The following is a 15,270-nucleotide window of genomic DNA, read 5'->3' on the forward strand; positions in this document are numbered from 1 at the left end:
GAATCGTCGCACCGCCGCTCCCACATTTGATCTTCGGTGGACATAAAATTTGTAAACAATGTAGATCCAGTGTGGGAGCGGGCTTGCTCGCGAAGGGTGCGACACGGTCTGTCAGGAAAACTTCATCTGTGGCTCGGTAACTTTGGGTTGTATTCTTTTTGTAGCCATTTGTAGCAACAACCTTCAATCCCTCTTCGTTTACCGCTAGGCTGCGGACATCTGCAACGCCGCCAACCGCCATTCAAACAAGAGCCGGCCATGACTGATTTGTCCCCACACCTGGGCCCTGCAAGCGTTGCCGTCGTCACACTGGACGGGCGTTTTTTTCGGCCTCCGTTGCCTGACGGCCATGTGCTGCGGCCTCGTCTGTGCGAGCGCCTGAGTGCGGGCCTCGGTGGCAGGTTGTTGCTGGTCAGCGCACCGGCGGGGTTTGGCAAGAGTTCGTTGGCCGTGGAATTCTGTCAGGGCTTGCCGGCTCACTGGCAAAGTCTGTGGCTGGGGTTGAGCCCGCGAGACAGCGATCCCGGACGTTTTCTTGAGCGGTTGCTCGAAGGCCTCCAGGACTTTTTTCCGCAACTGGGCAGCCGGTCCCTGGGTCTGTTGAAAATGCGCCAGCGGCACCAGCCGTTTGCCTTTGAAGAATGGCTGGACGGTTTGCTCGATGAGTTGGCCGTGCACCTGTCTGCGAGTACGCCCCTGCTGTTGGTGCTGGATGACTACCATCTGGCGCAGGGCCCGGTTCTCGATCGCTGCCTGCAATTTTTCCTCAATCACCTGCCTGACGGGTTGCTGGTCATGGTCACCAGCCGGCAGCGGCCGGACTGGCATCTGGCGCGCCTGCGGCTGTCGCGGCAACTGCTCGAGTTGAATGAACAGGACTTGCGCCTGACTCACGGAGAAGCCCTGACCCTGCTTGATCGGCACAGCAGCTCTTTGCGCGGCGAAGCACTGGAGAGCCTCATCCAGCGCAGCGAAGGTTGGGTCGCCGGGCTGCGTTTCTGGCTGCTGGCGGCGTCTGAAGCGGGCTCCCAGGGTGCTTTTCCGCAGGCCTTGCATGGCGGGGAAGGGCTGATCCGCGATTACCTGCTGGAAGAAGTCATCGATTGTCTGCCCGCCGAGGTGCAGTCATTCCTTTACGACACGGCACCTCAGGAGCGCTTTTGCAGCGAACTGTGCGATGCCGTTCGCGAAGCCCATGACAGCGCCGAGATCCTGCGTTTTCTGCTGGCCCATCAGGTGTTCCTGGTGCCACTGGATGAAAACGGTCACTGGTATCGCTACCACCATTTGTTTTCCGACCTGTTGCGCACCCGGCCTACCGCGCAAGCGATGGTGCCGGCGGCCAGCCTGCACCTGCGCGCCTGTCGCTGGTTCAATGCCCAGGGGCTGCTCGATGAAGCGGTGGAGCAGGCATTGCGCGCCGGGCACCTGGACGTCGCGGCGAACCTGGTGCAGAACCTGTCCGAAGAACAACTGCTGGCTGAACAGAACGTCGGCATGTTGCTGCGCTGGAAAATGGACTTGCCCGACAGCCTGCTGATCAGCACACCGCGGCTGATCGTGCTGTACAGCTGGGCGTTGGGGCTGGCCTGTCAGCTGGACGCCGCCGAGGAGCTGGCCAGTCATTTGAGCCGCTTCCTGCCGGCCCCGTCCGCCACTGCGCAGAAATCCATGCTGGCGCAATGGCTGGCCCTGAGCGGTGTCATCGCTCGCGGGCGCGGCAATCGTGAGCTGACGCTGCTCTATTGCACCGAAGCGCAGGAGAGTCTGCCGGCCAAACGCTACGGGCAGCGCCTGATGTGCCTCTCGACCCTGTCCAACCTGGCCATTGCCGACGGCGACTTGTGGCGTGCCCGCGGGTTGAACCGTGAATCTCTGGAGTTGGCGCAACGGGTCGGCAATCCGCTGTTCGAAGCGCTGGCCCATTACGACCGCGCTCGCGTGCTGCAAGCGCGAGGGGAAATCCTGCGTGCGCTGGATGAAGTGCGCCAGGGGCTGCAACGCCTGCAACCGTTATCCCCGCAACGGCTCTATGCCGTACGCGCGCGACTGACGTTGTACGAAGGCTTTTTGTTAGCCCTGCGCTTGCAGCCCCAAGCCGCGCGGGCCCGGTTGCAAGCCGGTTTGAATGAAGCACGCGCCTGTCGTGATATCAGCGTATTGATCGGTCACTGCGTGATTGCCAGGCTTGAGGGCAGCAGCGGCGAATTCGCTAAAGCCTTCGCCGAACTCGCCGAAGCCGAACGCCTGATGCACATCTGGGACGTGCCACCGATCTACTATCTGGCGATGATTACCCTGGTCAAATGCGAACTATGGCTGGCTCAGGGACGTACCGATCTGGCCGAAGCCTGGCTCGCTCGCTTGGGCCAGACCTACAACGGCGAACACGCGGCAGCCCCTCCGGAGTTCCATCCGCAACTGCCGCTGCATATCGAGTTGCAGCAGGCCTTGCTGGAGGTCATTCAGGGGCAGCCGATGCTGGCCGAAGGGCGATTGGATGCGTTGCTTGAGCATGGGCAGCAAACCGGCAGGCAGCTGCTCAGCGTGATGGCACTGACTCAAAAAGTGACGTTGTTGCTGGGGAGCGGACGCGAACCCGAGGCCCGCAAGGCCCTCAGTCAGGCACTGGAAGCGGCGGCCGGTGGAGTGCTGCAACCGTTTGACAGGTTGTTGGCGGAACATCCGGACTGGCTGCGTAACCAACTTCAACTCGGTGTGCCGACGCCCGTTTCACAGAGCCTTTCAGAACAACTTCCAACAGTGGCAGCCCGTCCCGCGGAGTCGTCCGCCGCAGCGGAACAACTCAGTACGCGGGAAATGGCCGTCCTGCGACTGATCGCCCAGGGTTGCTCGAATCAGGAGATCAGCGATCAGTTGTTTATTTCGCTGCACACGGTGAAAACCCATGCCAGCCATATCAACAGCAAGCTCGGGGTTGAACGGCGCACGCAAGCGGTCGCCAGGGCGAAAGAGTTGGGTGTATTGCAGTAATCACCGATTAAGACCTCTGGCACAAGGTGGGCCTTGCGATCAGAGGTTTCGGTCATTTCTCCTCGGAGGCAGTCACTGCGGGGAGTTTGCCTCACGTCGATTCAGGGCTTCAGGATCGACAGGAAGCCTAGGGAGCAGTCATCTTCGGTTTTACTGGCAATGGACTGTTGCAGGTTGTCAGCCAGCACTTCCTTCATTTTTTTTCTGGGCAGCGTTGCATTTAACTCCAGCAACTTTTGAATCGCTGGGGCGGGGGCGCCGCTGGCTTTGTCATAGAGGCTTTCTGCAGTGCCTTCGCTCATGATCGCGAAGCCAGTCGTGGCTTCGATTTGCCCACGGTACAACCTGAGCCGCGACGCCGCTTTATGGTCAGTCAGAAACAGGGTGCTATTGGCTGGCTCGCCATTTTCCGGATGAGAAAGTGCCTGAAGGTGTCCGTCCGCATCAGCGCTTGCGATGACACCATCGCCCAAGTGGCCTGCCAGGTAACGGCCTCGTGAGTAAGCGACGAATGACAAGCTACAGGCCAGGTCGTTGATCTCGCCGCCGAGCTTTGCAGATTTGCGCCTGAACGCGTCCAGGCAGCGATTAACCAGTCGCTGGGCTGCCTTCGCGTTGTGTTTGTCCATGTTTTGCCAGAGGCTTTCAAAGTTTTTGCAGACAAAGGCCAGGGTAGCCGTGACCGCTACCCGGGCGCCGATTTCGGAGCTGGCTCGGGAGTCGGCCCCATTGGCCAATGAAATGCAGGTCACCTCGTTGGACTCTCTGGCCGCGACATAGTCCTGGCAAGGCGTTTGAGTTTTGAGGTGCTCGCGTCCTGCCACAAACGCGCAGGCCGTTTTACAGCGCAAATCTACCGGGATCTCAGGCATGGTTCAGACCTGTGCCCAGGCTTGGATACCTTTAATGTCCTGACGAAGGAGATAGTCTTCTTGCATGGGATTATCCTTTTTGAGCTGAGCGTTACAAAAAACGCTTCAAGAGTCGTTTGAACCAGGCATTGGCGTCCTGCCGGCTTGTTTCAAAATGGGCGCGGCGCGAGGATAACCTATCAATTTTGCGGATCATAACCGCAGTACCCAGCCTTGGCACCAGGATTTAACCCATGCAAACCCCGAATACAGCCCTCATCCGCGAAACCTTCCCCGTCGGCCCGTTGCAGTGCAACTGCACGATCATCGGCGATCCGATCACCAAAAAAGCCATCGTGGTCGATCCGGGCGGTAATCACGAACTGATCCTTGCGCGGCTCGACGCACTGGGCCTGAAGGTGGTCAGCATCATTCACACCCACGCGCACCTCGATCACTTCCTGGCGTCCGGTCAGTTGAAGGAAAAAACCGGCGCAACCCTGCACCTGCATAAAGAAGATCAATTTCTGTGGGACAACCTGGAGATGCAGTGCCAGATGTTCGGTGTGCCCTACACGCCGGTGCCGCCGCCGGATCGCTGGTTGGCCGATGATGAAGAACTGGCCTGCGGCTGCGGTGTGGCGTTGCACACACCGGGTCATACGCCGGGCTCCATGAGCTTTTGGTTTTCAGAGGCTAAGCTGCTGATTGCCGGTGACACGTTGTTTCGTCGCGGGGTAGGGCGCACGGATTTGTGGGGTGGCGATCAGGCGACCATCGTGCGGTCGATCAAGCAGCGGCTGTACACCCTCGATGAAGAGGCGACGGTGGTGACCGGGCATGGTCCGGACACACGTCTGGGCGATGAAATGCGCGAGAACCCTTTTGTACGGGCTTAATTGTTACAGACGGAATTTTTGTCCGCCGAAACAATCCAACGCCCGCAAAGGCTAATGCCTTGTCCGTTGCACCACAGAATGCAAAAAGAAGGAGCTCTTCATGTTCACCAAGCAGCGTTTGATTATTGTCGCTACGGCTGTGGCCTTGCTGTCTGGCTGCGCCTCGCCTAACCCTTACGACAACCAGGGCCAGGCCGACGGTGGTTCCACGGGCATGAGCAAAACCGCTAAATACGGTGGCCTCGGCGCTCTGGCCGGTGCTTTGGCCGGTGCCGCCATCAATCACGATAACCGTGGCAAGGGCGCGCTGATTGGCGCCGCCGTGGTGGGTGCTTCCGCTGCCGGTTACGGTTATTACGCCGACCAGCAAGAGAAAAAGCTGCGCGCCAGCATGGCCAACACCGGGGTGGAAGTGCAGCGCCAGGGTGATCAGATCAAACTGATCATGCCGGGTAACATCACCTTCGCCACCGATTCGGCGAACATTGCGTCGAGCTTCTATCAGCCGCTGAACAATCTGGCGGGCTCACTCAAGGAGTTCAACCAGAACCAGATCGAAATCGTCGGCTACACCGACAGTACCGGCAGCCGCCAGCACAACATGGACCTGTCCCAGCGCCGGGCCCAGAGCGTGGCGACTTACCTGACGTCTCAGGGCGTGAGCGGCGCCAACCTGTCGGCTCGCGGTGCCGGGCCGGATAACCCGATTGCCAGCAACGGTGACGCCAATGGCCGGGCGCAGAACCGCCGGGTCGAGGTCAACCTGAAGGCGATTCCGGGTCAGCAGTATGGTGCCGAGCAACCAGGCACCGTTCAGTAGTATCCATAATCGTCTGACTGAACCCCAGGCCTAAAAAAGCCCGGCCGATCCTCAACAGATCGGCCGGGCTTTTTTGTATCGACTGCTCTGGCCCCATCGCGAGCAGGCTCGCTCCCACAGTTGAAATGCGTCCCCCTGTGGGAGTGAGCCTGCTCGCGATGAGGCCAGAGCAGGCAACAAAAACCATCAGCAATTAAAAAGCCCCCGGACAATCACTTGTCCGAGGGCTTTTTCATGTCGCGCGAAACCTGATTACTTCTTCAGGCCGTAATGCTCATCGAGCATGCCCGGCGCGTTAGGGGCTTTGGGGGCGTAGTCGCGAGGCGGCTCCTGATTGCGCGGCGGCGTCAGGCGTTCCCGTGGGGCGGCGGCTGCATCGGCGTGCAGCGAGGCCAGCAGGCGTTGGCGGGTTTGCTCGTCCAGGGCCAGGCGGTTGGCACCCTCGGCGAGGTGATCCTGCACTTCCTGATAGCTCTGAGTCAGCTTTTTGACCAGTGTTGCAGTGCTGTTGAAGTGGGTAACCACCTCGTTCTGATAACTGTCGAAACGTTCCTGAATGTCATCCAGCTGACGTTGCGTGCTGCTAGGCGCGGCATTCGGCACCAGGCGAGCGATCAGGAAACCAATGGCGACACCCACAACCAGGGCAAGAGTCGGTAACAACCAAACTAAGAGCGAGTGTTCCACGAGTCCTTCCTCTATAAACGGCTTTGCTTTACGTTAACGGCTCGAACCTGCGCTGTATACCGCGATTCACTCGCAATAGATTGGCACAGACAATTTGCTAGACGAGTCGACCCGATTCGAGGTCACGGAGTTCCTTCCTTGCTTATGCGCGAAACCCCTGTAGTGATTGATGGCCCGGTCGGCCAACTGGAAGCCCTTTACCTGGATAACGAGCAGCCACGCGGCATTGCGCTGATCTGCCATCCGAACCCGGTGCAGGGCGGCACCATGCTCAACAAAGTCGTCTCGACCTTGCAGCGCACTGCGCGTGACGCCGGTTTGATTACTTTACGTTTCAACTACCGTGGCGTCGGTGCCAGCGAAGGCACCCACGATATGGGCACCGGCGAAGTCGACGACGCCCAGGCCGTGGCCGAATGGCTGCGAGTCAAACACCCCGAGTTGCCGCTGACGCTGTTCGGATTCTCCTTCGGCGGTTTTGTTGCAGCAAGTCTCGGCGGACGTCTGGAAGCCAAGGGTGAGCAGCTCAAGCACCTGTTCATGGTCGCGCCGGCGGTGATGCGTCTGGGCGATCAGGATCAACTGCCGCAGCAAGGCGAGCTGACCCTGATCCAGCCGGAAACCGACGAAGTCATCGATCCGCAGCTCGTTTACGACTGGTCCGACGCACTCGATCGCCCCCATGAGCTGCTGAAAGTGGCAGAATGCGGACACTTTTTTCATGGCAAGCTCACCGATCTCAAGGATCTGATCCTGCCGCGTCTTTCGAATTGATTGCAGTCTGACAAGCGATTACCCATGACGACTCGTACCCGTATCCTCACCGGCATCACCACCACCGGCACGCCGCACCTGGGCAATTACGCCGGCGCGATCCGCCCGGCGATCATCGCCAGCCGTGACAGCAATGCCGATTCGTTCTATTTCCTGGCCGACTACCACGCCCTGATCAAATGCGATGACCCGCTGCGCATCCAGCGCTCGCGTCTGGAAATCGCCGCGACCTGGCTGGCCGGTGGCCTGGATGTGGACCGCGTAACCTTCTATCGCCAGTCCGACATCCCGGAAATCCCGGAGCTGACCTGGCTGCTGACCTGCGTTGCTGCCAAGGGCCTGCTCAACCGCGCCCACGCCTACAAAGCCTCGGTGGACAAGAACGTCGAAACCGGCGAAGACCCGGACGCCGGCATCACCATGGGTTTGTACAGCTACCCGGTGCTGATGGCTGCGGACATTCTGATGTTCAACGCCCACAAGGTGCCGGTCGGTCGTGACCAGATCCAGCACGTGGAAATGGCCCGTGACATCGGCCAGCGCTTCAACCACCTGTTCGGTCAGGGCAAAGAATTCTTCACCATGCCCGAGGCGCTGATCGAAGAAAGCGTCGCCACGCTGCCAGGCCTCGACGGTCGCAAGATGTCCAAGAGCTACGACAACACCATTCCGTTGTTCAGCAGCGCCAAGGAAATGAAGGACGCGATTTCACGGATCGTCACCGACTCCCGTGCGCCGGGCGAGGCGAAGGATCCGGATAACTCGCACCTGTTCACCTTGTTCCAGGCCTTCGCTACCCCGGCGCAGTCCGACGAATTCCGCAGCGAATTGTTGCAGGGCCTGGGTTGGGGCGAGGCGAAGAATCGTCTGTTCCAGTTGCTCGACAGCGAGCTGGGTGAGTCCCGCGAGCGTTATCACCAGTTGATCGAACGCCCGGCAGACCTGGAAGACATCCTGCAGATCGGTGCCAAAAAGGCCCGTTCGGTAGCGACACCGTTCCTCCACGAACTGCGTGAAGCGGTGGGTCTGCGTTCTTTCGTCGCTCAGACCCAGGTCGCGGCGACGACCAAGAAGAAAGCTGCGAAAGCCGCGCGTTTCGTCAGTTTCCGTGAAGACGACGGCAGTTTCCGCTTCCGTCTGCTGGCGGCCGACGGCGAGCAGCTGCTGCTGTCGCGCCACTTCGCCGACGGCAAAACCGCCGGCCAGGTGACCAAGCAACTGCAATCGGGTCAGCCATTGGACGTGCGCAACGAAGACCTGAGCTTCAGCGTCTGGGTGGAAGGCGAGTGCATTGCCGACAGCCCGGCCTTTGCTGACAGCGCCGCTCGTGATGCTGCCATCGAGACCTTGCGAGTTGCTCTGACGCCGGTTCAGGAATAAATCAGCGGCTCGGCCCGACCAAGGGCTGATTGCCATTCCCACGGGCCGTCGCTACAGTGACGGCCCGTTTTTGTTGCCTTGCTAACGAATTATGACGCCCCTAGAACGATATCAAGCTGATCTGAAACGCCCGGAATTCTTCCATGACGCCGCGCAGGAAACTGCGGTGCGCCACTTGCAGCGCCTGTACGACGATCTGGTCGCGGCCTCGCACAGCAAACCGGGCCTGTTCGGCAAACTGTTTGGCAAGAAAGACGCGGCACCGGTCAAGGGTCTGTACTTCTGGGGCGGCGTCGGCCGTGGCAAGACCTATCTGGTCGACACCTTCTTCGAAGCGCTGCCGTTCAAGGAAAAGGTCCGCACTCACTTCCACCGCTTCATGAAGCGCGTGCACGAAGAGATGAAGACCCTCGGCGGCGAGAAAAACCCGCTGACCATCATCGCCAAGCGCTTCTCTGACGAAGCCCGGGTGATTTGTTTCGATGAGTTCTTCGTGTCCGATATCACCGACGCGATGATCCTCGGCACGCTGATGGAAGAGCTGTTCAAGAACGGCGTGACCCTGGTCGCGACTTCGAACATCGTGCCGGACGGTCTGTACAAGGACGGCCTGCAACGTGCGCGCTTCCTGCCAGCGATTGCGCTGATCAAGCAGAACACCGAAATCGTCAACGTCGACAGCGGCGTCGATTACCGTCTGCGTCACCTTGAGCAAGCGGAGCTGTTCCACTTTCCGCTCGACGCGGAGTCCCACGAAAGCCTGCGCAAGAGCTTTCGCGCCCTGACGCCGGAATGCACGGCAGCCATCGAGAACGATGTGCTGATGATCGAGAACCGCGAAATCCGTGCCTTGCGCACGTGCGATGACGTGGCCTGGTTCGACTTCCGCGAACTCTGCGACGGCCCGCGCAGCCAGAACGATTACATCGAACTGGGCAAGATCTTCCACGCCGTGTTGCTCAGCGGTGTCGAGCAAATGAGCGTCACCACCGACGACATCGCCCGACGCTTTATCAACATGGTCGACGAGTTCTACGACCGTAACGTGAAGCTGATCATTTCCGCTGAAGTCGAACTCAAAGACCTCTACACCGGCGGTCGCCTGAACTTCGAGTTCCAGCGCACCCTGAGTCGCCTGCTGGAAATGCAGTCCCACGAATTCCTGTCCCGGGCTCACAAGCCGTAGGATTTCGGAAAATGAAAAAGGTCTGCATTAGCATAATGCTGTTCACATAGGCGCGGGCCCAACATTTGTGGTGAGGGGATTTATCGGAATGCCGCACCACCCCGTTCGGCTGCGAAGCAGTCGTAAAACCGGGAGACTCAGTCTGCTTGAATGGACGCTGGGGGCCGCTTCGCGACCCAACGGGGATAAATCCCCTCGCCACAGGTTTCTTGCTCGCTTGAAGATGGTCTTAAGTGAACAGCATTACTGCATTAGCAGGCCTTTTTTGTAGATGTGCTGATCCCTACTCGCTGCTACCGGTAGTTGTGTCAGTCTTCCAGGAGGAAGCTGGCCAGTTCATCTTGCCGCTGGCAGCCGATCAGCAACCACAGCAAGATCCGGGCTTTACGCGGGCAAAGAAATCCAGCCATCGATACACCTTTGCGGATCAAGTCCATCTCGCCGCCAATAAAGCCGTAGGAAGATTGCGCCGTGGACCCGGAACCGGTCCGGGTTGCAACGATCACCGGGATTTTCTTGGCGATTTTTTCGATAACATCCGCCCAACTCTGCGAAACATGTCCGGCACCGAAACCGCCGATCACCAGCCCGTCATAGCCTAGTTCGAGGATGTTCTCCAGTAACAGCGTGTCGGCAGAGAGCGACGCCTCCAGCATCGCAACCTTCTGCGTGGTCTGTTGCGGCAAAGGTAAAACCGTTCGCGGGGCGGGTGGGCGCAAATAGCGGGTGGTGTTTTCCACAAGCATTCCGCAGGGGCCAAAGGCTGGAGAGGAAAACGCCTGCAATGCCAGCGAATCGGTTTTACGCACGCGGCATGCTGCGTGAATCTGCCCGTTCATGACCACCTGAACGCCTCGCAGTCGACTGTTTTCAGCCAGTGCAACCCGGCAAGCATCCAGCAGATTCGCCGGGCCATCGGCCCCTGCCTGCGCTGCCGAACGCATGGCGCCGGTCACGACCAGCGGTTCGTCGTGCTCCCACAAGTAATCAAAAAGCGCGGCTGTTTCTTCAAGGGTGTCCGTACCTTGGGAAATGACAACCCCGACAGCACCTTGCTTGATCTGAAAGTTGGCCCAGGAAAGGACACTCAGCAAAAACTCGAAATCCAGTGAAGCACTGGGCAGTAACCCGAGCGTTTCAACGTTGACCCGGGCCAGGGCCGTCAGTTCCGGTACCGAGGCCAGCAGGGTTTCGCCGCTGACGGTCGGGACAACACCTTCGCCAGCGTTCCGGGCTTGCATGCTCACGGTGCCGCCGAGCGCGGCGATAGCCAGTTGGGGCAGGTCCATGTGATACCTCGCTTGTTTGTAATGAGAAGTGGCTGTACCCGGTTTCGAGCCCGGATACAGCCGGCTGGCAGCGGGCGTCAGTTGGCGATCAGCAGTCCGATAATCGGAATGATCAGCAAAGTGCTGATGGCCATGGACAGGACATTCCCGATGTAGGCATGCATGTACGCAGGCACTCGCTGGGCAATGGCGCAAGCCAGGGGCGGTGCAATCAGCGCGCCCAGCACTGCGCTCGAGAGGATCACCTGCCAACTGCCGCCGTACGTCAGAACGGCCGCCGGCACCACGGACACCAATGGAACGTAGGTGGGATACCAGCCGCGTGACATCCATTGCCGACGCCAGATCACCACCCCCAGCGCTGAGGTCAACGCCTGGGCACCGATCAATTGGGGCAGCAGGCCCGACCCATATACCGGGCTCATCGGATTCCAGGTGTAAGCCAGCAATACCCCCAGCAACAGGCCGAGGCTGGCCAGCTCATTGCCAAAGAACGGCGCTTCCGAAAAATCGGCCAGCACCCGGCGCAAGCTCCAGATAACCCCGTAGTCGGGCGTTTTGGTGGTGACGGTTGCGGGCGAAGGGGTGGATGGCTTCTCGCCGGGCTCGGACTTCACCAGGCTTGGCAGGTAACGGCAAAGCACAAAAGCGAAGACGCTGGCGACTGCCATGCCCGAGACATTGCCGATGACCACAGGCAAGCCCAGAGGATTGCACACGTAGTTGACGAACAGCAGGCACGTCGGCGTGACCAGCACGGCGCCCATGATTGCGCCATTGATCGTGACCTTCCAGCTACCACCAAACATGAGCACTATCGCCGCCGGCAGCGAAACAAACGCCGCAAACGTCGGCTGCCAACTGGTGGCGGTGACCGTCCAGCCCCACAGCAGGTTGCTCAGCAACAGTCCAAGCAACGAGCTGGTGACCAGCCACGGCCACAATCCAGTCCCATAGGAAATGGCAAAACCTTGCCAGGTTTTTCCTGTGCGATTCGCCCAATAGGCCAGATAGGCTCCGGCCAACAACCCGATAGAGGCGAACTCGTGTTTGTAGAACGCCACCTCGCTGATGTCGCCCAGCACCCAGCGCAACCAGGCAGCCGGTTCGGGAAGGTTCGAGACCATGTCGCTGTAGCTTGGCCAATGCGCTTCCCAGGCAGAACGGTGGGTGAATGAAAGCCAGATAATCAGCAGCGCCGTGCCGATCATCAGCAGGATGATTGCAAGATCCAGTGGCGATCTGGCGCCAGGCCGGTTTTTTTCGGTTGTGATGTTCATCGGTTACCCCCTTGTCAGCGCGGCAGGCAAGGGTGCTGGGTGTAACCGAGCATTTGATCGTAGAGATCGGCTCGACGATCGCGGTGCAGGTCGTTCAAATTGTTCCAGATCGGCGCGCTTCGAGAGCTGGTCAGGTCGATATCGGCATACAGGATTTGTTCCTGATCCGCTGACGCCACGGGGCCAATCGGCCAGCCATTCGTACCGGCAATCAGTGAGCAGCCCAGATAACGGGCACCTCGTTCTTCCCCGATCCGGCTGGCGGCGGCGATAAACACATTGTTGACGTGTGCAGCGGTCATGGTCAGGTACGACGCCATGCACTTGCCGGCCTCGTCGAACAGCGGTGGCGGTGTCCATACCCAGTTGTTCAGGCTGCAAATGATGTCCGCGCCTTGCTGGGTCAGGATTCGCGGCACCTCCGGGAACCAGATATCCCAACAGATCAACAGGCCGATACGACCAATAGGCGTATCAAACACCGGAAAGCCCAGGTCGCCCGGCGTGAACCACAGCTTCTCCAGGTTCCACAAATGGGCTTTGCGATACTTGCCGATAAAACCGTCAGGCCCGACCAGAACGCCGGTGTTGAACAGCCGCATGCCGTCACGCTCAGTCAATCCGGTAACCAGGTAGACCTTGTGGTTGCGGGCGAAGTCCATCCAGATTTTCACACTCGGTCCGTCGGGAATGACCTCCGAATGGTCGAACGCATCCTGCCGGTTGCTGAAGAAATAACCTGTGCTGGAAAGCTCGGGCAACACGATGAGATTGGCACCGCCATTTACCGCCTCCAGTGCCAATTCCAGACCATGACGCAAATTACCTGCACGTTTTTCTATGCCGACTTGTGGGTCGAATTGCACAACTGCTACACGAACAGGACTTGTTGGCTCGCTCATTCGGGATGACCTCTTTTTATTGTTATTCACGCTGTTTAATTGCGTGTTTATAAGAGTTGAAATGGCTTTTTTGCGTAAGTCAGCGGCTTCCGTTTGAGCTGTAGTCCGTGTCCGAAGATCGCGCAGGGCAGAGCGCCCGGATTTCCCTGCCGGGGCGCAAGACGGCGTAATAGAGCGGTTTGACACAGGCAGAACCAACGCGCAGGGCGCATTGGTTCTGGGCGATGGAGCGGGGCGTCAGTTGCGGATGCGGTATTGCGGGTAGTCGCTCATGCAGAATCCGCCGTTGAATACCGCTGCGGTTTTATTGCAGATATGAATCACCGCATCCACGGCGCCGCGAAAGCAAGGCTCTGTCCAGCCGGCATCGACCGAAAACGATTCTCCGCAAAAATAAAGGCCGGACAGATGTGAGAAATCCCGGTTGTACTTCATCAGGCTCACCGCGTCGTAATAAGTGCCGGGCCTGTATAACTTTGCGCAGCCCAAGGCGTTTCTGTCCGTCATCCAGCGTTGGACCAAGGCCAGTTCAGTTTGAATATAAGGAGAAATCCTCTCCTGGATATTGGCGCAATTCATCAATATCCGGTCGAGTTCCTCTACGCACTTCGCCACCAGTTCCTGATCGTTGAACAGCGCCAGTTTGGTCGCGTCATCCTCCCATGTGTAACTTAATAATATGCAGTCGTATGGATAATTCTCGTTATAACGATAGCTGTACACGTCATGAATGAAACTGTCGGTCACAATGGCCTGGGGGATTGTGGTGTTGCTTGAAAGGAAAGACTTACTTAACGGCGCATACACTTTGCAACTGGTTTCCCAGTGTGCTGTTTTGTAAGCGTTGATCATGTCGAACGGCAACATATGCTGATTGAAGTTTTCGAGCCGGACCCCCGTTTCGATCAGCCATGAAGGCAGGGTCATGATGACAGCGTCAAAGTCATTGAACAGTTCCTGCGATTGACTGGGCTGGCTGAATTTCCACGTGTAATAGACACGTATTTTTTGATCATCCAGTTTCTTCAGTTTGTTGACTGAAGAATCGGTGAAAAAACCGTCACCCCTTTCAAGACAATGTTCGTAGAACGACGTGTGCGCACTGTCGGTGTTCATGAACAGCAAGCATTCGTCCAGCGCCGCAAGACCGATATAGCGCGGACTGTCGAAAGGCAGGCCCTTCGCATCGAGAACCGCATCGCTGTGCAAGTACGGCGCGGGAAGCGGTTCGCCGCACGAATCGACCCTGCCGTGAACGAGTTGCAGGCGGCTGCTGAATCCGAAAATGGCGGTGCGCAGCGGGTAGAGCGCGCAGACGTCATAAAAAGCGCCCCAACTACCGTCGCCGATGCCTATCGAATAGAACAGGGTTGATTCGTGCGAGGTCATTCCGACTCCGCCAAAATCTCCAGGTTTGTCTTTATCCCAGTTGTCCAGCACCGGCATACAGACCAGGTCGCGAAACGAAACGCGCTCGTACCTTTCGACGATCGCGGCCCAGACAGCTTCCCATTCCTGCGTGGCGTAGATCGGCGCAACCTGGCGAGTCATCCTGGCGGCAAAGGCTTTCCACTTGGCATAAACCGTTTGCAGCGCCTCGTCGGGTGGAGGCGTCAAGCCGTCTTCATTCGTCCAGATCAACATGTGCGGATCCGCACGACCGCCCAGGCTGCCTTCCTGGAGATAAATACCGGTCGAACTCACCCACGGGCTTCCCGGGTTGGGGAAATCCGATAGCGCCAGGTCAAATGCCTTGGCGTAGTAAGCCATCAGCGATCGACCTTCTTTGGGTGGTTCGTTTTCCTTATTGAAGAATGGCATGCGCATGGCACCCATTTCGAAAGGAGTATGACTTTCTTTAATTGAATGGCGGCCATGGACGGTCAGGTGTCTACCGCCGATGCGTGTCGATTGTTCTATCAGTGTCACGTCGGTAAAACCGCAACGATAGAGTTCTCGGGCGGCAGTCAGTCCGGTAACACCTGCGCCGATGATGCATATTTTATGCGTGGGATTGGTTGCCTTTGCGACGCCATGTTCCTGTTCGATTAACGCTCGGTAGTCAAAGCACAAGTCTGGCGGATTGGGGAATCGGCCAGCCCAGTTCTTTTTAGTCTGGAGATTTTCGGTCTTATCGTTAAATGAGGGAGGCTGGGAACTTGTTTCTATTGTCATGGTTGATCTTCCCTGAAGTGCAGTTCAGCTGGC

At 58.4% G+C, this 15,270-nt stretch carries 12 protein-coding genes; 6 read left to right on the plus strand and 6 right to left on the minus strand.

Going from position 1 to position 15,270, the window contains the following annotated elements:
- The first annotated feature begins 258 nt into the window (after nt 1-258).
- Nucleotides 259-2,994 carry a LuxR C-terminal-related transcriptional regulator gene (locus tag IB252_RS00395; RefSeq protein WP_192406215.1) on the plus strand — a complete coding sequence of 912 codons (2,736 nt, stop codon included), beginning with the start codon at nt 259-261 and terminating at the stop codon, nt 2,992-2,994.
- A gap of 101 nt (nt 2,995-3,095) precedes the next feature.
- Here the strand turns inward: IB252_RS00395 and IB252_RS00400 are convergent, their stop codons facing one another.
- Nucleotides 3,096-3,866 carry a PP2C family serine/threonine-protein phosphatase gene (locus IB252_RS00400; RefSeq protein WP_192406217.1) on the minus strand — a complete coding sequence of 257 codons (771 nt, stop codon included), beginning with the start codon at nt 3,864-3,866 and terminating at the stop codon, nt 3,096-3,098.
- A gap of 233 nt (nt 3,867-4,099) precedes the next feature.
- Here IB252_RS00400 and IB252_RS00405 point away from each other — a divergent pair, with 233 nt between their 5' ends.
- Both IB252_RS00405 and IB252_RS00410 read left to right on the plus strand, forming a co-directional pair.
- Nucleotides 4,100-4,744, plus strand: a complete 645-nt coding sequence (locus tag IB252_RS00405) for an MBL fold metallo-hydrolase (protein ID WP_046048274.1) — start codon at nt 4,100-4,102, stop codon at nt 4,742-4,744.
- Between the two features lie 100 nt (nt 4,745-4,844).
- Nucleotides 4,845-5,564, plus strand: coding sequence for an OmpA family protein (locus IB252_RS00410; protein WP_192406218.1), 720 nt, complete (start codon nt 4,845-4,847; stop codon nt 5,562-5,564).
- A 252-nt stretch (nt 5,565-5,816) separates the two neighbouring features.
- Here the strand turns inward: IB252_RS00410 and IB252_RS00415 are convergent, their stop codons facing one another.
- A complete protein-coding gene (locus IB252_RS00415) occupies nt 5,817-6,251 on the minus strand; it encodes a YhcB family protein (RefSeq protein WP_008155956.1) in 435 nt (144 codons plus the stop codon).
- A gap of 144 nt (nt 6,252-6,395) precedes the next feature.
- Here IB252_RS00415 and IB252_RS00420 point away from each other — a divergent pair, with 144 nt between their 5' ends.
- From IB252_RS00420 to zapE, 3 genes are all read left to right on the plus strand, one after another.
- Nucleotides 6,396-7,025, plus strand: a complete 630-nt coding sequence (locus IB252_RS00420; RefSeq protein WP_111451302.1) for an alpha/beta hydrolase — start codon at nt 6,396-6,398, stop codon at nt 7,023-7,025.
- 24 nt (nt 7,026-7,049) lie between these two features.
- On the plus strand, nt 7,050-8,405 hold the full coding sequence (locus tag IB252_RS00425; protein ID WP_192406220.1) for a tryptophan--tRNA ligase: 1,356 nt from the start codon (nt 7,050-7,052) through the stop codon (nt 8,403-8,405).
- 91 nt (nt 8,406-8,496) lie between these two features.
- On the plus strand, nt 8,497-9,591 hold the full coding sequence (gene zapE, locus IB252_RS00430) for a cell division protein ZapE (RefSeq protein WP_123365674.1): 1,095 nt from the start codon (nt 8,497-8,499) through the stop codon (nt 9,589-9,591).
- Nucleotides 9,592-9,899: 308 nt separating this feature from the next.
- Here zapE and IB252_RS00435 read toward each other — a convergent pair whose 3' ends face one another.
- The 4 genes from IB252_RS00435 to IB252_RS00450 all read right to left on the minus strand — a co-directional run bounded on the left by IB252_RS00435 (nt 9,900) and on the right by IB252_RS00450 (nt 15,237).
- On the minus strand, nt 9,900-10,880 hold the full coding sequence (locus IB252_RS00435; protein WP_192406221.1) for an asparaginase: 981 nt from the start codon (nt 10,878-10,880) through the stop codon (nt 9,900-9,902).
- 77 nt (nt 10,881-10,957) lie between these two features.
- Nucleotides 10,958-12,160 carry a hypothetical protein gene (locus IB252_RS00440; RefSeq protein ID WP_192406223.1) on the minus strand — a complete coding sequence of 401 codons (1,203 nt, stop codon included), beginning with the start codon at nt 12,158-12,160 and terminating at the stop codon, nt 10,958-10,960.
- A 14-nt stretch (nt 12,161-12,174) separates the two neighbouring features.
- A complete protein-coding gene (locus IB252_RS00445) occupies nt 12,175-13,062 on the minus strand; it encodes a nitrilase family protein (protein ID WP_111451306.1) in 888 nt (295 codons plus the stop codon).
- Between the two features lie 237 nt (nt 13,063-13,299).
- Complete coding sequence (locus IB252_RS00450) at nt 13,300-15,237, minus strand: flavin monoamine oxidase family protein (protein WP_192406224.1); 1,938 nt, start codon at nt 15,235-15,237, stop codon at nt 13,300-13,302.
- Between the last annotated feature and the right edge of the window lie 33 nt (nt 15,238-15,270).

The sequence above is a fragment of the Pseudomonas sp. PDM10 genome (assembly GCF_014852295.1).
Taxonomy (GTDB): Bacteria; Pseudomonadota; Gammaproteobacteria; order Pseudomonadales; family Pseudomonadaceae; genus Aquipseudomonas.

Bases quoted from the DNA above. Each gene is read 5' to 3' on its own strand.
- zapE (WP_123365674.1), top strand. From the start codon at position 8,497: ATGACGCCCCTAGAACGATATCAAGCTGATCTGAAACGCCCGGAATTC.
- IB252_RS00445 (WP_111451306.1), bottom strand. From the start codon at position 13,062: ATGAGCGAGCCAACAAGTCCTGTTCGTGTAGCAGTTGTGCAATTCGAC.
- IB252_RS00450 (WP_192406224.1), bottom strand. From the start codon at position 15,237: ATGACAATAGAAACAAGTTCCCAGCCTCCCTCATTTAACGATAAGACC.
- IB252_RS00425 (WP_192406220.1), top strand. From the start codon at position 7,050: ATGACGACTCGTACCCGTATCCTCACCGGCATCACCACCACCGGCACG.
- IB252_RS00435 (WP_192406221.1), bottom strand. From the start codon at position 10,880: ATGGACCTGCCCCAACTGGCTATCGCCGCGCTCGGCGGCACCGTGAGC.
- IB252_RS00395 (WP_192406215.1), top strand. From the start codon at position 259: ATGACTGATTTGTCCCCACACCTGGGCCCTGCAAGCGTTGCCGTCGTC.
- IB252_RS00400 (WP_192406217.1), bottom strand. From the start codon at position 3,866: ATGCCTGAGATCCCGGTAGATTTGCGCTGTAAAACGGCCTGCGCGTTT.
- IB252_RS00405 (WP_046048274.1), top strand. From the start codon at position 4,100: ATGCAAACCCCGAATACAGCCCTCATCCGCGAAACCTTCCCCGTCGGC.
- IB252_RS00440 (WP_192406223.1), bottom strand. From the start codon at position 12,160: ATGAACATCACAACCGAAAAAAACCGGCCTGGCGCCAGATCGCCACTG.
- IB252_RS00420 (WP_111451302.1), top strand. From the start codon at position 6,396: ATGCGCGAAACCCCTGTAGTGATTGATGGCCCGGTCGGCCAACTGGAA.
- IB252_RS00410 (WP_192406218.1), top strand. From the start codon at position 4,845: ATGTTCACCAAGCAGCGTTTGATTATTGTCGCTACGGCTGTGGCCTTG.